The sequence below is a fragment of the Brachybacterium tyrofermentans genome (assembly GCF_014897585.1).
GTDB lineage: Bacteria > Actinomycetota > Actinomycetes > Actinomycetales > Dermabacteraceae > Brachybacterium > Brachybacterium tyrofermentans.
In genome coordinates this window covers 126,607-145,957 of the sequence record NZ_JABUXW010000010.1, presented here as the reverse complement: position 1 = coordinate 145,957, position 19,351 = coordinate 126,607, and the positions used below count along the sequence as shown (strand labels likewise).

The following is a 19,351-nucleotide window of genomic DNA, read 5'->3' as shown; positions in this document are numbered from 1 at the left end:
GCCGTCAGGCGCACCACCCGGACGAAAGAGGCGAACCGTGGCGAGCAAGAGCTCTGACGTGCGTCCCAAGATCACCATGGCATGTGTTGATTGCAAGGCGCGCAACTACATCACCAAGAAGAACCGTCGCAACACCCCGGATCGGCTCGAGCTCTCGAAGTTCTGCCCGACCTGCGGCAAGCAGACGGCACACCGCGAGACCCGCTGACCAGGTCGAGCACACGTCACCAAAGGCCACACGGGCATGTCCCGGGTGGCCTTTCGTGCATCCGGAACCGGTGAGCCCAGCATCACAGCGGTCGGCTCCTCCGAGCGCCGTCCTGCGGGGCCCGGGCCCTCCTGAGATCATCGGTTCGACAGCATCCGTCGGCCCCACCGGCCGTGTCCCCTCGGGAGATGACATGACGACCACCCCAGACCCCGCCTTCGCGGGCCGCACGTACCCGGCCGGTCCTGCGCACACCGTCTCGGCCGCGAAGATCGCCGAGTTCGCCCGGGCGACCGGGGCGAGCTCGCCGCTGCACACCGACCCGGCGGCCGCGCGTGCGGCCGGCCACGCCGACGTGATCGCCCCGCCCACGTTCCTGGTCTCCCTCGCCCAGGCCACCGAGGCCCAGTACATCGAGGACCCGGCCTCCGGCATCGACTTCACGCGCGTCGTCCACGGCGAGGAGTCCTTCACCCTGCATCGACCGGTCGTCGCCGGCGATTCCCTGGTCCCCACGCTCACCGTCGAGTCCGTGCGTGCTGCCGGCGGCCACTCGATGATCGCGACCCGCGTCGACCTGGTCGACGCCTCCGGGGCCGATGTCGCCGCAGTGCGCAGCATGATCGTCGTCCGCGGGGACTGACCCGTCACGCACCGTCGATGATCCGGCGCCGACGATCCGGCATCGATGGTCCGGCGCCGACGATTCAGCGCCGACGATCCGGCATCGACGACAGACCACCCCCACCTGCAGCGGTCGCCTCGTCCCGACCCGCGCAGAGATCCCAGGAGCAGACATGACCGCCGCACCCGCCACCCCTCGCGACCTCTCCGACCTGAGCGTCGGCCAGGAGATCGCCCGCACGACGCATGAGATCACCCGTGACACGCTCGTGCGCTACGCCGGGGCCTCGGGGGACTTCAACCCCATCCACTACAACGACACCGTCGCCACCGACGCGGGGCTGCCCGGCGTGATCGCCCACGGCATGCTGACCATGGGCGTCGCGGTCACCGGGCTGCTGGACGCCCTCGGAGACCCCACCACCGTGCGGGCCTACTCGGTGCGCTTCACCAATCCGGTTCCCGTGCCGGCCACCGGATCGGTCACCCTCGAGGTCGTCGCGGTGGTCGGAGCCATCGACGAAGGTGCCGGGACCGCACGGGTGGACATCGCGGCAGAGGTCGACGGCACCAAGGTCCTCGGCCGTGCCCGCGCCACGTTCGCGCTGCCGACCGCGACCGCTGACTCGGACCAGGTCGCCACGGCATGAGGCTCTCCGACCTCACCACGCTGCGCATCGGCGGCGAGATCTCGAACCTGATCGAGGCGAGAACCGCCGACGAGGTCATCGAGGCGGTCCGCGCCGCGGACGCGGCCGGCGAGCCGCTGCTGGTCCTCGGCGGCGGCTCGAACCTGGTCGCCTCGGACGAGCCCTTCCCGGGGACCGTCGTGCTGCTGCGGGATCCGGAGGAGCCGCCCCTGCTCGACGCGACCTGCGAGGTCGGCGCCTCCGGTGAACCAGACGGCATCCCCGTCGACCCGGCGGACCTCACGCCGCTGGATCCCACCTGCGGGGGCGCGATCGTCGAATACTTCGCGGGAGTCACCTGGGATCGGGCGGTGCGCTATGCGATCGCCCGGGAGATGGTGGGCATCGAAGCGCTCTCCGGGATCCCCGGGACCGTGGGCGCCACCCCGATCCAGAACGTCGGCGCCTACGGACAGGAAGTGGCCTCGACGATCTCCCGGGTGCGCACCTGGGATCGCGAGAAGAACGCGGTGCGCACCTTCTTCGCCGCGGACTGCGAGTTCGCCTACCGCGACAGCATCTTCAAGCGCACCCGGTACTCCGGGCCCGTCGCCTCGCCCACCGGGCGCTATGTGGTGCTCTCGGTGACCTTCCAGCACACGATCGGCAGCCTCTCCGCCCCGATCCGCTACGGGCAGCTCGCCGATACCCTCGGCGTCCAGGCAGGGGGCCGGGCGCCGATGCAGGAGGTGCGGGAGGCCGTGCTGGCCGTGCGCGCGTCCAAGGGCATGGTGCTGGATCCCGCCGACCACGACACCTGGAGCGCGGGCTCCTTCTTCACGAACCCGATCCTCGAGGCATCCCAGGCGGCGGAGCTGCCCGAGGGCGCCCCGCAGTTCGACGCCGGGGACGGCAGGATCAAGACCAGCGCGGCGTGGCTGATCAGCCACGCCGGGGTGGAGCGGGGCCACGCCGTGGGGGAGCGGGCGGCGGTCTCGTCCAAGCATTCCCTGGCCCTGACCAACCGCGGCGGCGCCACCAGCGACGACCTGGTGGCCCTCGCGCGCGACGTGCAGGGACGGGTCCAGGAGACCTTCGGCATCCAGCTGGTCCCGGAACCTGTACGCCTCGGCCTCGATCTCTGAGCGCGGCCTAGGATGTAGCCACGGCGCCCGTCGCCGCCCCGACCGTCACCGCAGGAGGCCCCGTGAACGTCCTCGATCAGTCCATCGCCGATCTCGACCCGGATATCGCCGCAGTCCTCGACCGTGAGCTCGCCCGCCAGCAGCGCACCCTCGAGATGATCGCCAGCGAGAACTTCGTGCCGCGCGCCGTGCTCCAGGCCCAGGGCTCCGTCCTGACCAACAAGTACGCCGAGGGATACCCGGGTCGTCGCTACTACGGCGGCTGCGAAGAGGTCGACGTCGCCGAGCAGATCGCGATCGACCGGGCGAAGGAGCTGTTCGGGGCCGAGCACGCCAACGTGCAGCCGCACTCGGGTGCGTCCGCGAACGCCGCCGTGATGCACGCCCTCGCCCGCCCCGGCGACAAGCTCATGGGCCTGTCCCTCGCCCATGGCGGCCACCTCACCCACGGCATGAAGATCAACTTCTCCGGCCGCCTCTACGACATCGTCGCCTACGAGACCGAGCCCGAGACGGGCCTGATCGATATGGACAAGGTGCGCGAGCTGGCCGTGGCCGAGCAGCCCAAGGTCATCGTCGCCGGCTGGTCCGCCTATACCCGGCAGCTCGACTTCCCGACGTTCCGGGAGATCGCCGACGAGGTCGGCGCGGCTCTGTGGGTCGACATGGCGCACTTCGCGGGACTCGTCGCGGCCGGCCTGCACCCCAGCCCCGTCCCCTATGCGGACGTCGTCTCCACCACGATCCACAAGACCATCGGCGGCCCCCGCTCCGGCATGATCCTGTGCACCGAGAAGTGGGCCAAGAAGATCGACTCCGCCGTGTTCCCCGGTCAGCAGGGCGGCCCGCTCATGCACGTCATCGCGGCGAAGGCCGTGGCCCTCAAGGTGGCCGCCACCGAGGACTTCAAGGACCGCCAGGCCCGCACGCTCGAGGGCGCGAAGCTCCTCGCGGATCGCCTCCAGGAGGAGGACGCCAAGGCTGCCGGCGTGAAGGTGATCTCCGGCGGCACCGACGTGCACCTGGTGCTGGTGGACCTGGTTGACAGCGAGCTCGACGGCCAGCAGGCCGAGGATCGCCTCCACGAGGCCGGCATCACCGTGAACCGCAATGCCGTCCCCAACGACCCGCGGCCGCCGCGCGTCACCTCGGGCCTGCGCATCGGCACCCCGGCCCTGGCCACCCGTGGCTTCGGCGCCGCGGAGTTCACCGAGGTCGCCGACGTCATCGCGCTGGCCCTGACCGGCGGCGAGGACCTGGAGTCCCTCCGCCGGCGCACCGCGGCCCTCGCCGACGCGAAGCCGCTGTACGCCGACCTCGAGCAGTACTGATCGACAGGTGGGACCCGGCATCTCCATGCCGGGTCCCACGGCTGTTCCCGGCGCTCGCGCGCACCGGGGAGCCCTCCAGCGCTCCGGTCACCGGCCGCGTCCCCTCGGCACACCCTCCGCACATCCCTTCGGCACGCCCCTCCCACCGACATCAGCACAGACACCCCAAGGAGCGCCATGACGGCTCAGATCCTCGACGGCAAGGCCACAGCGAAGACGATCAAGGAGGAGCTCGCCGAGCGCGTCACCCGCCTCGTCGAGGGCGGGCATGAGCGCCCCGGCCTGGCCACGGTGCTGGTGGGGGAGGACCCGGGCAGCGCCGCCTACGTGCGCGGCAAGCACCGCGACAGCGAGCAGATCGGGCTCCACTCCATCCAGAAGCACCTCCCGGCCGACGCCACCCAGGCCGATGTCGAGGCCGTCGTCGACGAGCTGAACGCCGACCCGACCTGCACCGGATACATCGTGCAGCTCCCGCTGCCGAAGCAGATCGACACCGATGCGATCCTCGAGCGCATCGATCCCGCCAAGGACGCCGACGGCCTGCACCCCATGAACCTCGGCCGCCTGGTGCTGAACGCCTACACCGAGATCACGACCCCGCTGCCCTGCACGCCGCGCGCAGTCATCGAGCTCATGGAGCGTCACGGGCTCGATCTGCGCGGCAAGGACGTCGTGGTCGTCGGCCGTGGCATCACCGTCGGCCGCTCGATCGGCGCGCTGCTGACCCGCCGCGAGTACAACGCGACCGTCACGCTCTGCCACACCGGCACCACTGACCTCCCGGCCCACCTGCGCCGCGCTGACGTGATCGTCGCCGCAGCCGGTGCCGCCCACCTGGTGCGCCCCGAGGACGTCAAGCCGGGCGCGATCGTGCTGGACGTCGGCGTCTCCCGTCAGGAGGACCCCGAGGGCGGGAAGGCGAAGCTCGTGGGCGACGTGGACCCCGCGGTGGCCGAGGTCGCCGCCTGGATCAGCCCCAACCCCGGTGGCGTCGGCCCCATGACCCGCGCGCTGCTGATGAAGAACGTCGTCGAGTCCGCCGAGCGCGCGGCTGCGGTCTCTGCGGACTGATCGGGCGGCCTCGCCGGCCACCTCCGCTCGGAAGGCCGTCATGGGGACCCCTCCCCATGGTGGCCCGTCCAGCCCCTGGATACGGTGAACGCAGTCGCGGGGCAGCAGCGTCCGCAGACGGTTCTGAGCGGGTGGAGACGGGGAGCGATGGGGTCCGGATTCTGGGGGATGAGCGTCGAGCAGGCCGAGCAGCATGCCGACAGGGTGGGCGGCGCCACAGGTATCGCGGTCAGCCAGGGGATCGGTGACGGAGCTGTGCCGTCACCGATCTCCGCCGTCGGTCTCCTGCTCGGAGGGCACCTGGGGGAGCACGGCGGGCCGATCGACCAGATCCTCCTCTCCGCGGCGACGCCGAGCCCGTACCTGCCGTGAACCGGCCCGCCGCACCGGAGTCGCAGCATCCCCATCATCAGGAGCATTCGCACCGTCGGGAGCGTCGGGACCGTCCGGAGCGTCCGGAGCGTCGGGTGCGCGTGGAGCGCGGAGAACGTCAGCTCGGCCTGGAATACTGGCGGGCATGACTTTCACTCTTGCCACCGTCAACGTCAACGGCCTGCGCGCCGCCGCCCGGAAGGGAATGGGCGACTGGCTCGCCTCCACGTCCGCGGATGTCGTCACTCTCCAGGAGGTGCGCGCCCCGGGGGAGCTGCTCGCCGGGCTGGTCGGGGACGACTGGACCATCGTCGGGGAGGCGTCGGAGCTCAAGGGCCGTGCCGGCGTCGCGATCGCCGTCCGCTCCTCGCGCGAGGATGTCGACCTCGACGGAGCACGGGGCGGTCTGCCGGGTCTCACCGAGCCGGCGCACACCGGTCGCTGGTTGGAGACCGACGTCGTTGACCCCTTCGGCGATGGCCGCACCCTCACCGTCATCTCGTGCTACATGCACTCCGGCAACACCGAGAAGCCGCAGACCATGACCGACAAGTACGCCTTCCTCGACATCATGATGGAACGTCTCGAGCAGCTGCGGGCCGACGGGCGCCACGTGGTGCTCACCGGCGACATCAACATCGCCCACACCGAATGGGACATCAAGAACTGGAAGGGCAACCGGAAGTCCGCCGGGTTCCTGCCCGAGGAGCGCGCCTACCTGGATCGCCTCACGTCGGACGCCGGATACGTGGACGTGCACCGCACGCTGCACGGGGACGGCCCCGGCCCTTACACCTGGTGGTCCCAGCGCGGCAAGGCCTTCGACAACGATTCGGGCTGGAGGATCGACTACCAGCTCGCGACGACGGATCTCGCGGCCCGGGCGTCGACGGCACAGGTCGACAGCGCCCCCAGCTACGACACCCGCTGGTCCGACCACGCACCCCTGGTGATCTCCTACTCCTGAGGACGGCACCAGAAATGCCCCCTGCGGACCGATGTTCGACGACGAATCGGTCCTCAGGGGGCATTGCTCCCGAGCGGCTCCTCAGGCGCCGGCATTCCCAGGGCGGCTCAGACGCGGCCGCGGATCACAGCCTGCTTGACCTCGGCGATCGCCTTGGTCACCTGGATGCCGCGGGGGCACGCCTCGGTGCAGTTGAAGGTCGTGCGGCAGCGCCACACGCCCTCCTTCGAGTTCAGGATCTCCAGGCGCTGCTCACCGGCATCATCGCGCGAGTCGAAGATGAAGCGGTGCGCGCTGACGATCGCGGCGGGGCCGAAGTACTGCCCGTCGGTCCAGAACACGGGGCACGAGGACGTGCACGCGGCGCAGAGGATGCACTTGGTGGTGTCGTCGAAGCGCTCGCGCTCCTCGGCGGACTGCAGGCGCTCCTTGCTGGGCTCCTGACCCTTGGCCACGAGGAACGGCATGACCTCGCGGTAGGAGTCGAAGAACGGCTCCATGTCGACGATCAGGTCCTTCTCGACCGGCAGGCCCTTGATGGGCTCGACGGTGATCGGCTTGTCGACGTCGAGGTCCTTCAGGAGCGTCTTGCAGGCCAGGCGGTTGCGACCGTTGATCCGCATCGCGTCGGACCCGCACACGCCGTGTGCGCAGGAGCGGCGGAAGGTCAGGGACCCGTCCAGATGCCACTTGATCTCGTGCATGGCATCGAGCACACGGTCGGTGCCGTGCATCGTGACGGTGAAGTCCTCCCAGTAGGAGCCCTTCTCGTCCTCGGGGTTGAACCGATTGATGCGCAGCGTGACGTCGAAGGAGGGGATCTCCTCGACCTCGGGCTGCGGGGACTCGGCCTGGGACTTCTCTGCGACGGCAGTCATCAGAACGTGCGCTCCTTCGGCTCGTAGCGGGTGATCACGACGGGCTTGGTGCCCAGACGGATCGAAGTGCCTTCTTCGCCCTGTTCGCCTTCCAGGGTGCGGTAGGCCATGGTGTGCTTGAGGAAGTTGACGTCGTCACGCTTGTCGAAGTCCTCCCGGAAGTGGCCGCCGCGGGATTCCTTGCGGTGCAGCGCCCCGATGGCCACGATCTCTGCGAGATCGAGCAGGAAGCCGAGCTCGACGGCCTCCATGAGGTCGAGGTTGTAACGACGCCCCTTGTCCTGGATGGCGACCGTCTCGTAGCGTTTCTTGAGCTCCACGATCTTGGCGAGCGCGATACGGCAGGTCTCATCGGTGCGGAACACCTGGACGTTGGCGTCCATGACCTCCTGCAGCTCGAGACGGATGTTCGCCACGCGGTCCTCCGTGGCGGGACGATCGCGGAGACGCTCGAGCAGCTCCACCGTGGGGGCTTCGAGGTTCTCGGGCAGCTCGGCGAGCTCCACGGTCTTGGCGTGCTCCGCGGCGGCGATCCCGGCGCGGCGACCGAAGACGTTGATGTCCAGCAGCGAGTTGGTGCCCAGACGGTTTCCGCCATGGACCGAGACGCAGGCGGTCTCGCCGGCGGCGTACATCCCCGGGATCACGTCTGTGGCGTTGCGGAGCACCTCACCACGGATGTTGGTGGGGATGCCGCCCATGCCGTAGTGCGCCGTCGGGAAGACGGGCACGGGGTCCGTGTACGGCTCCACGCCCAGGTAGGTGCGGGCGAACTCGGTGATGTCCGGGAGCTTCGCATCGATGTGCGCGGGCTCGAGGTGGGTGAGGTCGAGGTAGACGTAGTCCTTCTTCGGTCCGCAGCCTCGACCCTCGCGCACCTCGTTGGCCATGGCGCGGGCGACCACGTCGCGCGGGGCGAGGTCCTTCAGCGTCGGGGCGTAGCGCTCCATGAAGCGCTCCATGTTCGAGTTGCGCAGGATCGCGCCCTCTCCGCGGGCCGCCTCCGACAGCAGGATGCCGAGGCCGGCGAGGCCCGTCGGGTGGAACTGGAAGAACTCCATGTCCTCCAGCGGGATGCCGCGACGGAACGCCATGGCGGGGCCGTCACCGGTCAGGGTGTGGGCGTTCGAGGTGGTCTTGAAGATCTTGCCGAAGCCGCCGGAGGCGAACACGACCGACTTCGCCCGGAAGATGTGGATCTCGCCGGTGGCCAGCTCGTAGGTGACCACGCCGGAGGCGCGCACGCCCTCGTCGGAGCGGGGATCGCCGGTCATGAGGATGTCAAGCACGTAGTACTCGTTGAAGAACTCCACCTGCTGCTTCACGCAGTTCTGATAGAGGGTCTGCAGGATCATGTGACCGGTGCGGTCCGCGGCGTAGCAGGAGCGGCGCACGGGCGCCTCGCCGTGCTCGCGGGTGTGGCCGCCGAAGCGCCGCTGGTCGATGCGTCCCTCGGGGGTGCGGTTGAACGGCAGCCCCATCTTCTCGAGGTCGAGCACCGCGTCGATGGCCTCCTTGGCCATCACCTCGGCGGCGTCCTGGTCGACCAGGTAGTCACCGCCCTTGACGGTGTCGTAGGTGTGCCACTCCCAGTTGTCCTCCTCGACGTTGGCGAGGGCGGCGCACATGCCGCCCTGCGCCGCACCCGTGTGGGAGCGCGTGGGGTAGAGCTTGGTGACGACCGCGGTGCGGGAGTCCTTGGAGGATTCCAGGGCGGCGCGCATGCCGGCGCCGCCGGCACCGACGATGACCACGTCGTAGTTATGGGTCTGCATGTCTGGTGACTGCTCCGTTTCGGGGTCGACCGGTGAGAACTGGGTCGGGAGCCGGACCTGCCGGCTCCCGGGGGGAGGCCGTCAGCCTTCGCAGAAGGAGGGCAGCAGGCTCGGCTCGGCGCCGACGGGGCACGGGTTGAAGGTGAAGATCACCAGGGTGCCCAGGACGACCGTCACGACGACCGCGAAGTACAGCAGGCCCTTGAGGGTCAGCCGCAGCGTGGAGCTGCGCGCGTAGTCGTTGATGATCGTGCGCACGCCGTTGCCGCCGTGGATGAGGCCGAGCCAGAGCATCAGGAGGTCCCAGACCTGCCAGAACGGGTTGGCCCATTTGCCGCCGACGAAGGCGAAGTCGATGCCCTTGACGCCCTCGCCGAGCCACAGGTTCACGAAGAGGTGGCCGAAGACGAGGATCACGAGCAGGACACCGGAGATGCGCATGAACAGCCACGACATCATCTCGGTGTTGAGACCGCGCTGGCCGGTGCGGCGGTAGCGCGTGGTGGGATCAGGAATCGAGGTTGCAGACTGTGCACTCATCATCAGGCTCCGAACATGTGCATGAGCTGACGGGGGACGAAGCCGACCATCAGGACGGCCCAGACGATCACGACGCCCCAGAACAGGGCCCGCTGATGCGTGGTGCCCTTGGACCAGAAGTCCACGAGGATGATGCGCAGGCCGTTGAGGGCGTGGAACACGATCGCGGCGACGAGTCCGATCTCGCCGAGACCGAACACGATGGTCTTGTAGTGGCCGATCACCTCGTTGTATGCCTCAGGGGAGACCCGCACCAATGCGGTATCGAGGACATGCACGAGCAGGAACAGGAAGATGAGCATTCCCGAGATGCGGTGAGCGACCCAGGACCACATGCCTTCGCGACCGCGATACAGCGTCCCGGATTTGGCTGATGCCACGGAGTTCCTCCAGAAGCGACGGGTGAACGCCGGGAACGGGATGCATCACCGAAGTGGTGGGGCGCGCGGACCCCCGGGGCGTGCCCGGACGGCCTTCGCGGCGCTCGAGGCACCCCGTGGGCACCTGGTTCACGACACGGCGACATCATCATCGCCCCCGACAGGGGCAGAGCCAGCGTAGCACCGTGATGTGCAGGTCGGGGGCACCCTGCGGGGCCCGACGACACGTCCCGATGCCCCTGCCGCTGGCGGGTTCCGGGCCCGGATACCCTGGGCAGATGCCTGAGGCTCCGTTCATCCCCGTGATCCCGGCCGGCGGTGCCGGCACCCGATTGTGGCCGCTCTCACGCCGTGCCCGACCGAAGTTCCTCCTGGATCTCACCGGGAGCGGCACCTCGCTCCTGCAGCAGACGGTGCAGCGCCTGGCGCCGTTGGCCGACAGCCCACCGATCATCGTCACAGGGGGCGCGCAAGCCGGGGCGGTGCGGGTGCAGCTGGACGAGATGGGCTCCCCGGGGTCCGGCGTGCGGGCCCGAATCATCACCGAGCCCTCCCCGCGCAGCTCGATGCCGGCGATCGCGCTCGCGGCCGCGCTCGTGGAGCACGAGGAGCCCGACGCGGTGATCGGCTCCTTCGCTGCGGACCATCTGATCTCCGCGCCGGAGGACTTCGCCCGAGACGTCGCGGCCGCGCGCCAGGTCGCGGAGCTCGGCTACCTCGTCACCCTCGGGATCCGGCCGACGTCACCGGCGACCGGCTTCGGCTATATCGAGCAGGCCCCGGCAGAACAGCATCCGGCAGGACCCGGCACGGATCCTGCGGCATGTCGTGCGCTCGGCGCCCTCCCCGTCTCGCGGTTCGTGGAGAAGCCGGATCTGGACACGGCCGAGCGGTTCGTCGCGGCCGGGACCTTCTTCTGGAACGCCGGGATGTTCGTCGTGCGTGCCCGGGTGCTGCTCGACGAGCTCGCTGTGCAGATCCCCGGCCTCGCCCGGGGCGTGCGGGAGATCGCCGCGGCCTCCGGCACCGAGAAGTATGACGAGGTGCTGGCACGGAACTGGCCCACCCTGACCTCGATCGCGATCGACCATGCCCTCGCCGAGCCTCTCGCAGCGGCGGGACGGGTCGCCGTGGTGCCGGCCTCCTTCGGCTGGGACGACGTCGGCGATTTCGCCGCGCTCGCCCGCCAGCTGCGCGAGTGGGGGCCCGACGCAGACGGCTCGGATGTCCGGGTGCTGGGCACCTCGACGGTCGATGCCATCGGCTCTGCGGCCACGGTGTACGGTTCCACCGATCGTCACATCGCCCTGGTCGGGCTGCAGGGCATCAGCATCGTGGACACCGAGGACGCCCTGCTGGTGCTCGCCGACGATCATGCACAGGACCTCACCCGGCTCGTCGACCTGCTCGACGAGCATGGTCGTGGACGCCTGCGCTGATCGCGGCGGGACATCGCACAGCTGGACACGGCAGAGAAGGCATCGAGGATCAGTGGCACGAGGGAGTGGACAGGTGGAGCAGCCGCAGCAGGTCCTGCTGGGAACCGCGGAGCAGCGGTCGATGCTGGGACCCGAGGGTCTCATCGCGCGCACGATCGCCGAGAAGGCCGACGAGCTGCGCGACGTGCGCCGTCACCTCCACCGTCATCCCGAGCTCTCTCACGAGGAGCACGCCACGACCGACTACGTCGTGGACCGGCTCTCCGCGCTCGGGCTGTCCCCGCAGCGGCTCGCGAGCACCGGGGCGATCTGCGACATCCCCGGCAGCGAACCGGATCTCGCGCCGATCGCCCTGCGCGCGGACATGGACGCCCTCGGCATCCCGGAGCTGTCCACCGTGTCCTACCGCTCCACGGTCGAGGGCGTCTCCCACGCCTGTGGCCATGACGTGCACATGAGTGCCGTGCTCGGCGCGGCGACGGCCCTCGTGCGCGTCGCCGACGCCGGTGCGCTGCGGCGCGGGGTGCGCCTGGTGTTCCAGCCGTCGGAGGAGATGCATCCCTGCGGGGCGCTGGACCTCATCGGCCAGGGCGTCGTGGACGGTGTCGACTCGATCCTCGCGCTGCACTGCGACCCGGGCGTGGACGTCGGCCACATCGGGCTCAAGTCCGGGCCGATCACCTCGGCCACCGACCCGGTGTCGATCCACGTGCGCGGAGCGGGCGGCCACACCTCGCGTCCGCACCTGACCCAGGACCTCGTGTACGCGCTCGGCTCGATCGCGACCCAGCTCCCCGCGGCACTGACCCGCCGGATGGATCCTCGCTCCGGGGTGAACCTCACCTGGGGGAGCATCCATGCAGGGTCCGCGTTCAACGCGATCCCCAGCAACGGCACCCTCGAAGGAACTCTGCGGTGCCTGGACCACGACGCCTGGGACAGGGCCGAGGAGCTGCTGGAGTCGGTCCTCGCGGACCTCGTGCGTCCCTGGGGCGTCGAGGCCCGGGTGGACCATGCTCGTGGAGTGCCGCCGGTCTCCAACTCGACCACCAGCGTCGATGTGCTCACGGCCGCCGTCACCAGCGTGCTGGGCCACGAGAACCTCGATCCCACCGCGCAGTCCCTGGGCGGGGAGGATTTCGCCTGGTATCTCGAGAAGGTTCCCGGTGCTCTGGCGCGTCTGGGGACCAGGACCCCGGGCGGGCGCACGTACGACCTCCACATGGGGGACCTGATGATCGACGAGCGCGCCATCGGCATCGGTGCCTCGGTGCTCGCGAGCGCGTGCGTGCAGCGGGACCTCGCCGTCAGCTGATCTGTCGACCCGTCATCGGTGCGGCCCCATCGAGGGTCGGACCGCTGACCTGCCAGCCCGTTGGGGTCCCGACCCGCTGATCGTCCGGTCGCGTGCTCTTCCGGTCGACGGACTCTCCGCGATGTCACCGTTCGTTCAGCAGGGCGTGGCATCCGCGTCGATTTCATAACGGTTCATACTCAGCGTCGATGAGGGCCTCCTGGAGCCTCCGCGCACGGCTATGGTCCGAGGCGGAACGCGACAATGCTGTCGCCCGAGACCTACCGGGGCCCGATCGGCCCCGACTCTCCAGCGGAGGAACCCCCATGAAGAGCATTACGCGTGCGCTCGCCCTCACCGGGGCCGGCGTCCTCACCCTCGCATCGTGCGGCACAGCGCCCGAGGAGGGCGGCGGCAGCGGCGGCAGCGATGCCGGCGGCGCCTCGAGCGACTACAAGGCCTGCATGGTCTCGGACTCGGGCGGCTGGGACGACAAGTCCTTCAACGAGTCGAGCCACAACGGTCTCAAGGCCGCTGTCGAGAACCTCGGCATCGACCAGGCTGAGGCGGAATCCACCACTGACTCCGATTTCGCCCCGAACATCAACAACATGGTCACGCAGGGCTGCGACCTGATCGTCACGGTCGGCTTCCTGCTGGCCCCGGCCACCGGCGCCGCCGCCGAGGCCAACGCGGACACCGACTTCGCGATCGTCGACTCCACCGCACAGGACGCCGACGGCAACCCGGTCGAGCTCGACAACGTCAAGCCGCTCGAGTTCAACACGGCTGAGGCCGCGTTCCTGGCCGGCTACCTCGCCGCGGGCATGACCGAGACCGGGAAGGTCGCCACCTACGGCGGCATGGATCTTCCGACCGTCACGATCTTCATGGACGGCTACGCCGATGGCGTCGCCTACCACAACGAGTCCAAGGGCACCGACGTCGAGGTCCTCGGCTGGAACAAGGAGACCCAGAAGGGCTCCATCGTGGGCTCCTTCGACGACCAGTCCAAGGGCAAGGCCGTCTCCGACGAGTTCTACAACGCCGGCGCGGACATCATCATGCCGGTCGCCGGACCGGTCGGTGCAGGCACCCTCGCCTCCGCCAAGGAGGGCGAGGATCGCACCGTGATCTGGGTCGACTCCGACGGCTTCGAGACGAACGCGAGCGACAAGGACGCCCAGGACGTCATCCTCACCTCCGTGATGAAGGAGATGGACACCGCGGTCGAGGACGTCATCACCACCTCTGCCGACGGCAAGTTCGACGCGACCTCGTACGTGGGCACCCTCGAGAACGGCGGCGTGGGCCTGGCCCCGTTCCATGAGTTCGAGGACGACGTCCCCGAGGAGCTCTCCGCCGAGCTCGAGACCCTCAAGCAGGACATCATCGACGGCACGGTGACTGTCGAGTCCGAGGCCTCGCCCAAGGCTGCCTGACCCCTCCGGAGAACGGCGGTCCCGGCCCCACCCGGGCCGGGACCGCCTCCTCCTGATCGCTCGGCCGATGATCTCGGCCGTCGCCGACGGAAGCGAGAGATGTGAAGCTCGAACTGCGCGGGATCACGAAGACCTTCGGGTCCTTCGTGGCCAATGACGCGATCGACCTGGTCGTCGAACCCGGGGAGATCCACTCCCTGCTGGGGGAGAACGGCGCCGGGAAGTCCACCCTGATGAACGTGCTGTACGGGCTGTACCGACCCGACGGCGGCCAGATCGTCATCGACGGGAAGCCCGTCTCCTTCTCCGATCCCGGTGACGCCATGGCGGCCGGCATCGGGATGGTCCACCAGCACTTCATGCTGGTCCCCGTCTTCACGGTGGCCGAGAACATGGTGCTCGGCCACGAGCCGACCAAGGGCGGCCTGCTCGACCTGGGTGCGGCCCGCACGCTCGTGCGTGAGATCTCCGCGCGGTTCGGCTTCGAGATCGATCCCGACGCCCTCGTCGAGAACCTCCCCGTCGGCGCACAGCAGCGCGTCGAGATCATCAAGGCTCTCAGCCGTCGGGCCGAGGTGCTCGTGCTGGACGAGCCCACCGCCGTGCTGACCCCGCAGGAGACGGACGAGCTGATGGCGATCATGCGCCAGCTGCGGGACGAGGGCACCTCGATCGTCTTCATCACCCACAAGCTTCGTGAGGTCAAGGCGGTCTCCGACCGCATCACCGTGATCCGCCGCGGCAAGGTCGTCGGCGAGGCGGACCCCTCCGCGGACCAGGCGGAGCTCGCCTCCCTCATGGTCGGCCGTCAGGTCTCCCTCGCCCAGGACAAGATCGAGGCGACCCCGGGCGAGATCGCCCTGCAGGTCACCGATCTGCGGGTGACGGACAGCGCCGGCGTGCGCACCCTGGACGGCGTCACCTTCGACGTCCGCCATGGCGAGGTGCTCGCCATCGCCGGTGTCCAGGGCAATGGGCAGACGGAGCTCGCCGAGGCACTCCTGGGGCTCGAGGACACCGTGCACGGCTCGGCGACCCTGGAGGGCCGCGAGCTCGTGGGCCGCAGCACCAAGCAGGTGCTCGATGCCGGGGTCGGCTTCGTCCCCGAGGACCGCACCCATGACGCCCTGATCCCGGACTTCTCGGTCGCCGAGAACCTCGTGCTGGACCAGCACGACCGCCGGCCCTTCGGCAGCGCAGTCGCCATGTCCCTGCGGGCCGTGCGGGAGAACGCGGAGCGCCTGATCCCCGAGTTCGACGTGCGCACCCAGTCCGCCGACTCCGCCGTCTCCGCGCTGTCCGGAGGCAACCAGCAGAAGGTCGTGATGGCCCGCGCCCTGCACCGCGAGCTCGCCCTGCTGATCGCCTCCCAGCCCACGCGCGGCGTCGACGTCGGCTCGATCGAGTTCCTCCACCGCCGGATCCTCGACGAGCGTGACAAGGGCACCCCCGTCATCATCGTCTCCACCGAGCTGGACGAGGTCACCCAGCTGGCGGACCGCATCGCCGTGATGTACCGCGGCCAGATCCTCGGGATCGTCCCCGGGGACGAGGACCGCGACGTGCTCGGCCTGATGATGGCCGGCTACACGGTCGACGCCGCCCGTGAGGCCGTCGCCGCCGGTGCGCGCACCACCGACTCGCAGCTCGCCGACGAAGGAGAGATCGTATGACCGCCGTCGTCGACCCCGAGAACACCAGCTCCGCCCCGGGGGTAGGGGCCGGGAGCAACGACGCGCCGCCGCCCCCCGAGCAGCAGGCCGAGGACCGCCTCCGCGGGACCCTGCAGAAGATCGCCCGCGGGGACCTGCTCGTGGTGGTCATGAGCTTCATCTTCGCCTTCCTCATCGGATCCGTGCTCATCGTCATCGCCGACACGGAGGTGCGGGAGACGTTCAGCTACTTCCTGGATCGCCCGTCCGACGCCTTCACCGCGATCTGGCAGTCGGTGACCCAGGCGTACGGGGCCATGTTCCGCGGGGCGGTGTTCGACGGCGTCGGATACTCCCGGGTCGCCGATGACCTCCGCGCAGCGGGCGGGAGCGGAACCTACGTCCTCCTCCCCGCGCTCGCCGCCGGCCTGCGGCCGCTCACCGAGACCCTGACCGTCGCCACGCCGCTGATCATCGCGGCCGCCGGCATGGCGGTCAGCTTCCGCGCCGGGCTGTTCAACATCGGCGGCACCGGCCAGCTCATCGTGGGCGCGATGGCCGCCGGATACATCGGCTTCACCTGGGATCTGCCCATCGTCGTGCACCTGCTGATCGCCCTGCTCGGCGGCCTGCTCGCCGGCGCGGTCTGGGGCGGCATCGCCGGCTTCCTCAAGGCGCGCTTCGGCGCCAACGAGGTCATCAGCACGATCATGCTGAACTGGATCGCCACCTATCTGCTGTTCTTCGCACTGAAGACCGCGGCCTTCACCGGGGCCAACCAGTCCCAGCCGACCTCACCCTCGATCTCCGACTCTGCCGTCCTCCCGCAGCTGCTCGGCTCCGGCTTCCGGCTGCACGCCGGACTGTTCCTCGCCGCCGGCGCCGCCGTGCTGCTGTGGTGGCTGATGAGCCGCTCCACGCTCGGCTTCCAGTTCCGGGCCGTCGGCTCGAACCCTCGCGCGTCGCGGGTCGCCGGCATCTCCCCGTCCCGCACCGCCTTCCTGGTGCTGACCGTGGCCGGTGGCCTCGTCGGCCTCGCCGGCGCCGTGCACGTGCTGGGCACCGAGAAGCGACTCACCGAGGGCGTCGCCGGCAGCATCGGCTTCGATGCCATCACGGTCGCTCTGCTCGGGCGCTCCGGCCCGGTCGGTGTGGTCCTGGCCGGGCTGCTGTTCGCCGGTCTGTCCACCGGTGGCCGCTTCATGGAGAGCAGCCAGGGCGTCCCGCTGGACCTCGTGCAGGTCATCCAGGTCCTCGTGGTGCTGTTCATCGCGGCACCGCCCCTCGTGCGCACCCTCATCGGCCTGCGCCGTGTCGACCACCCCTCCACCGGAGCCCGGGGGCGCACCGCCCGACGGACGATGGCCGGCAGCACGTCGACCTCGGCGTCGAACTCAGACTCGACGTCGATCTCGGACTCGATGTCGACCTCGACGACGTCCCCGCCCTCGGCGTCGTCGGCGGATCCCGGCACGAGTGCGGCCGGTGATCTCCCGCCGGGCAGCACACCGGAGGGATCGCCCGGTCGCTCACCGGACCCGGCGGGACGTCACGAAGGAGCTCACCGAGACCCCAGTGCCCCATCTCCCGATGCCCCCTCCTCCGACTCCTCGCCGCGGACAGCACCTCCCGCCGGTGACGTCGAAGATCCCACCGACGCGACGGGAGATCAGCGATGACCGCCACGCCCACCGTGGCCCCGGACGACTCCGAGGTCCAGAAGAAGGTCACCGACGAGCGCCCCGACAGCTGGTGGCACCTCCCGCTCACCACCACCGTGCTCGGCCTCATCGCGCTGGTGTTCTTCGGCCTGCGCGGGGTCCCCGGCGCGGAGTCGTCCTTCGCCCTGGCCCGTGAGGGCGACCTCAACCCCCTCGGTCTGATCCCGGAGCGGATCACCGTGCCCTCGATCGGCGGGGCCGTGGCCCTGGCCGTGATCGCGCTGGCGGCATCGGCGGCGCTGTGGGTGCTCCACGCCCGCGCGGCCCGTCCCCGGCCCGCCGCACGCCTCGGCCTCATCGCCGTCTTCGCCGTGAGCTGGATCCTCGCCTTCATGACCTGGGTGATCTCCGAGCGCGCACTGGACGTGGCCACTCTCCTCCAGGGCACGCTCGCCCTTGCGGTCCCCCTTGCCTTCGGCGCCCTGTCCGGTGTGCTCTCCGAGCGTGCGGGAGTCATCAACATCGCGATCGAGGGGCAGCTGCTCTTCGGGGCGTTCGGCGCGGCGCTCGTGGGCTCCCTCGCCGGAAGCGCCTGGGTGGGTCTGATCGCCGCACCGATCATGGCCCTCGTGATGGGTGCCCTGCTGGCCATGTTCGCCGTCGGCTACCGGGTGCAGCAGATCATCGTGGGCGTGGTGCTGAACGTGCTCGCCATCGGCGTCACCTCGTTCTTCTTCGGCACCGTGATGCGGCAGAACCCGGGTCAGTTCAACTCGCCCCTGCGCCTGCCGACCCTGCGCATCCCGGTCCTGGCGGACATCCCCGTGATCGGCCGCGTGCTGTTCGAGCAGAACATCCTCGTGTACCTGATGTGGATCATCGTCGCCGGCCTCACGATCGCTCTGTTCCGCACCCGCTGGGGCCTGCGCGTGCGCGCCGTGGGCGAGCACCCGCGCGCCGCGGACACCGTCGGCATCCCCGTGAACCGCACCCGGTGGATCAACGTGATGCTCGGCTCCGCCGTCGCCGGACTCGGCGGCGCCACGCTCACCATCGGCACCGGGGTCGCCTTCGGCGAGGAGATGTCCGCCGGCAAGGGGTACATCGCCCTCGCCGCGATGATCCTGGGCCGATACCACCCCGTGGGCGCTCTGCTGGCCGCGCTCACCTTCGCCTTCGCGGATTCCCTGCAGCTGCGTCTGGGGACGATGTCCGCCGCGGAAGGGGGCGTCTCCATCCCGGGCGACTTCCTCCTCATGCTCCCGTACGTCGTGGCGCTGTTCGCCGTCGCCGGCGTCGTGGGCCGGGTGCGGGTCCCGGCGGCCAACGGCGTCCCGTACGTCAAGCAGTGAGGTCGTCGCACAGTGGGAACTTCAGTGGGAGCTTCAGTGAGGACGTCACGCAGTGAGGACGTCGCGCCATGAGAACTTCGGCGAGCAGTGGGACCATCGACCTATGAGCACCTCACAGACCGCAGGCACCGATCCCGCCGGGACCGAACACGACGTCGAGGTGGACGGTGACGTCGACTTCACGGAGCTGCTCGCCGCGGCCCGAGAGGTCGCTGAGAACGCCTACGCGCCGTACTCCCGCTTCCGGGTGGGCGCGGCGGGCCTGACGACCGATGGTCGCCTGGTGCGGGGCTGCAACGTGGAGAACGCCGGCTACGGCGTCACCCTCTGCGCCGAGTGCGGCATGATCAGCGATCTCGTCGCCGGGGGCGGCGGGCGGCTCTCGCGCTTCGTCTGCGTGGGCGGGGACGAGCACCTCTCCCGCGAGGAGCGCGCCGTGGTGATGCCCTGCGGGCGCTGTCGCCAGCTGCTGTCCGAGCACGCCGCCGAGGATCTCGTGGTCCTCACCCCCGAGGGTCCGCGGACCATGGCGCAGGTGCTGCCCCAGGCCTTCGGCCCCTCCGACCTCCAGGTGTGAGCCGGCGGCAG

General features: G+C 69.8%; 19 protein-coding genes. 15 read left to right on the top strand and 4 right to left on the bottom strand.

Annotation, left to right across the window (positions count from 1 at the left end; genetic code table 11):
• Positions 1-37: 37 nt before the first annotated feature.
• The 8 genes from rpmG (at position 38) to INT49_RS09300 (ending at position 6,350) form a co-directional block, all read left to right on the top strand.
• A complete protein-coding gene (gene rpmG, locus INT49_RS09335) occupies positions 38-208 on the top strand; it encodes a 50S ribosomal protein L33 (RefSeq protein ID WP_029360274.1) in 171 nt (56 codons plus the stop codon).
• Positions 209-401: 193 nt separating this feature from the next.
• Entirely contained in the window at positions 402-851 is a 450-nt protein-coding gene (locus tag INT49_RS09330; RefSeq protein ID WP_193117457.1) for an FAS1-like dehydratase domain-containing protein, read from the top strand.
• A 154-nt stretch (positions 852-1,005) separates the two neighbouring features.
• Positions 1,006-1,482, top strand: coding sequence for a MaoC/PaaZ C-terminal domain-containing protein (locus INT49_RS09325; RefSeq protein ID WP_193117456.1), 477 nt, complete (start codon positions 1,006-1,008; stop codon positions 1,480-1,482).
• Positions 1,479-2,606: a UDP-N-acetylmuramate dehydrogenase gene (locus INT49_RS09320; RefSeq protein WP_193117455.1), complete on the top strand. Its 1,128-nt coding sequence runs from the start codon at positions 1,479-1,481 to the stop codon at positions 2,604-2,606. The genes INT49_RS09325 and INT49_RS09320 overlap by 4 nt, the downstream gene beginning before the upstream one ends.
• 62 nt (positions 2,607-2,668) lie before the next feature.
• On the top strand, positions 2,669-3,937 hold the full coding sequence (gene glyA, locus INT49_RS09315; RefSeq protein ID WP_319021567.1) for a serine hydroxymethyltransferase: 1,269 nt from the start codon (positions 2,669-2,671) through the stop codon (positions 3,935-3,937).
• A 177-nt stretch (positions 3,938-4,114) separates the two neighbouring features.
• Positions 4,115-5,011, top strand: a complete 897-nt coding sequence (locus INT49_RS09310; protein ID WP_193117454.1) for a bifunctional methylenetetrahydrofolate dehydrogenase/methenyltetrahydrofolate cyclohydrolase — start codon at positions 4,115-4,117, stop codon at positions 5,009-5,011.
• A gap of 168 nt (positions 5,012-5,179) precedes the next feature.
• The gene (locus INT49_RS09305) at positions 5,180-5,383 is read left to right on the top strand and encodes a hypothetical protein (protein WP_193117453.1); all 204 of its coding nucleotides are present in this window, start codon (positions 5,180-5,182) and stop codon (positions 5,381-5,383) included.
• Positions 5,384-5,528: 145 nt separating this feature from the next.
• Positions 5,529-6,350, top strand: a complete 822-nt coding sequence (locus tag INT49_RS09300) for an exodeoxyribonuclease III (protein ID WP_193117452.1) — start codon at positions 5,529-5,531, stop codon at positions 6,348-6,350.
• A 107-nt stretch (positions 6,351-6,457) separates the two neighbouring features.
• On the opposite strand, the gene INT49_RS09295 is transcribed toward INT49_RS09300, so the two are convergent.
• The 4 genes from INT49_RS09295 to sdhC form a co-directional block, all read right to left on the bottom strand.
• The gene (locus tag INT49_RS09295; RefSeq protein ID WP_193117451.1) at positions 6,458-7,228 is read right to left on the bottom strand and encodes a succinate dehydrogenase iron-sulfur subunit; all 771 of its coding nucleotides are present in this window, start codon (positions 7,226-7,228) and stop codon (positions 6,458-6,460) included.
• Positions 7,228-9,003 (bottom strand): succinate dehydrogenase flavoprotein subunit, encoded by a 1,776-nt coding sequence (sdhA, locus tag INT49_RS09290; RefSeq protein WP_193117450.1) that lies wholly within the window; start codon positions 9,001-9,003, stop codon positions 7,228-7,230. The genes INT49_RS09295 and sdhA overlap by 1 nt, the downstream gene beginning before the upstream one ends.
• Positions 9,004-9,084: 81 nt before the next feature.
• Positions 9,085-9,543, bottom strand: coding sequence for a succinate dehydrogenase, hydrophobic membrane anchor protein (gene sdhD, locus INT49_RS09285; protein ID WP_193117449.1), 459 nt, complete (start codon positions 9,541-9,543; stop codon positions 9,085-9,087).
• Positions 9,544-9,545: 2 nt separating this feature from the next.
• Positions 9,546-9,923 (bottom strand): succinate dehydrogenase, cytochrome b556 subunit, encoded by a 378-nt coding sequence (sdhC, locus tag INT49_RS09280; RefSeq protein ID WP_193117448.1) that lies wholly within the window; start codon positions 9,921-9,923, stop codon positions 9,546-9,548.
• A 278-nt stretch (positions 9,924-10,201) separates the two neighbouring features.
• On the opposite strand from sdhC, the gene INT49_RS09275 reads away from it, so the two are divergent.
• From INT49_RS09275 to INT49_RS09245, 7 genes are all read left to right on the top strand, one after another.
• A complete protein-coding gene (locus tag INT49_RS09275; protein ID WP_193117447.1) occupies positions 10,202-11,362 on the top strand; it encodes a mannose-1-phosphate guanylyltransferase in 1,161 nt (386 codons plus the stop codon).
• A 73-nt stretch (positions 11,363-11,435) separates the two neighbouring features.
• Positions 11,436-12,677, top strand: coding sequence for an amidohydrolase (locus INT49_RS09270; RefSeq protein ID WP_193117446.1), 1,242 nt, complete (start codon positions 11,436-11,438; stop codon positions 12,675-12,677).
• A gap of 305 nt (positions 12,678-12,982) precedes the next feature.
• A complete protein-coding gene (locus INT49_RS09265) occupies positions 12,983-14,098 on the top strand; it encodes a BMP family lipoprotein (protein WP_193117445.1) in 1,116 nt (371 codons plus the stop codon).
• Between the two features lie 101 nt (positions 14,099-14,199).
• Positions 14,200-15,771, top strand: a complete 1,572-nt coding sequence (locus INT49_RS09260; protein WP_193117444.1) for an ABC transporter ATP-binding protein — start codon at positions 14,200-14,202, stop codon at positions 15,769-15,771.
• A complete protein-coding gene (locus INT49_RS09255; RefSeq protein WP_193117443.1) occupies positions 15,768-17,429 on the top strand; it encodes an ABC transporter permease in 1,662 nt (553 codons plus the stop codon). The genes INT49_RS09260 and INT49_RS09255 overlap by 4 nt, the downstream gene beginning before the upstream one ends.
• Complete coding sequence (locus INT49_RS09250; protein WP_193117442.1) at positions 17,426-18,763, top strand: ABC transporter permease; 1,338 nt, start codon at positions 17,426-17,428, stop codon at positions 18,761-18,763. Before INT49_RS09255 ends, INT49_RS09250 begins: the two co-directional genes overlap by 4 nt.
• A gap of 103 nt (positions 18,764-18,866) precedes the next feature.
• Positions 18,867-19,340, top strand: a complete 474-nt coding sequence (locus tag INT49_RS09245) for a cytidine deaminase (protein WP_193117441.1) — start codon at positions 18,867-18,869, stop codon at positions 19,338-19,340.
• The last annotated feature ends 11 nt before the right edge of the window (positions 19,341-19,351 follow it).

Coding starts and splice junctions, on each gene's coding strand:
- INT49_RS09265 (WP_193117445.1), top strand. CDS start 12,983: ATGAAGAGCATTACGCGTGCGCTCGCCCTCACCGGGGCCGGCGTCCTC.
- INT49_RS09255 (WP_193117443.1), top strand. CDS start 15,768: ATGACCGCCGTCGTCGACCCCGAGAACACCAGCTCCGCCCCGGGGGTA.
- INT49_RS09330 (WP_193117457.1), top strand. CDS start 402: ATGACGACCACCCCAGACCCCGCCTTCGCGGGCCGCACGTACCCGGCC.
- INT49_RS09305 (WP_193117453.1), top strand. CDS start 5,180: ATGAGCGTCGAGCAGGCCGAGCAGCATGCCGACAGGGTGGGCGGCGCC.
- INT49_RS09245 (WP_193117441.1), top strand. CDS start 18,867: ATGAGCACCTCACAGACCGCAGGCACCGATCCCGCCGGGACCGAACAC.
- INT49_RS09320 (WP_193117455.1), top strand. CDS start 1,479: ATGAGGCTCTCCGACCTCACCACGCTGCGCATCGGCGGCGAGATCTCG.
- sdhA (WP_193117450.1), bottom strand. CDS start 9,003: ATGCAGACCCATAACTACGACGTGGTCATCGTCGGTGCCGGCGGCGCC.
- sdhD (WP_193117449.1), bottom strand. CDS start 9,543: ATGAGTGCACAGTCTGCAACCTCGATTCCTGATCCCACCACGCGCTAC.
- INT49_RS09295 (WP_193117451.1), bottom strand. CDS start 7,228: ATGACTGCCGTCGCAGAGAAGTCCCAGGCCGAGTCCCCGCAGCCCGAG.
- INT49_RS09325 (WP_193117456.1), top strand. CDS start 1,006: ATGACCGCCGCACCCGCCACCCCTCGCGACCTCTCCGACCTGAGCGTC.
- INT49_RS09275 (WP_193117447.1), top strand. CDS start 10,202: ATGCCTGAGGCTCCGTTCATCCCCGTGATCCCGGCCGGCGGTGCCGGC.
- INT49_RS09250 (WP_193117442.1), top strand. CDS start 17,426: ATGACCGCCACGCCCACCGTGGCCCCGGACGACTCCGAGGTCCAGAAG.
- INT49_RS09310 (WP_193117454.1), top strand. CDS start 4,115: ATGACGGCTCAGATCCTCGACGGCAAGGCCACAGCGAAGACGATCAAG.
- INT49_RS09300 (WP_193117452.1), top strand. CDS start 5,529: ATGACTTTCACTCTTGCCACCGTCAACGTCAACGGCCTGCGCGCCGCC.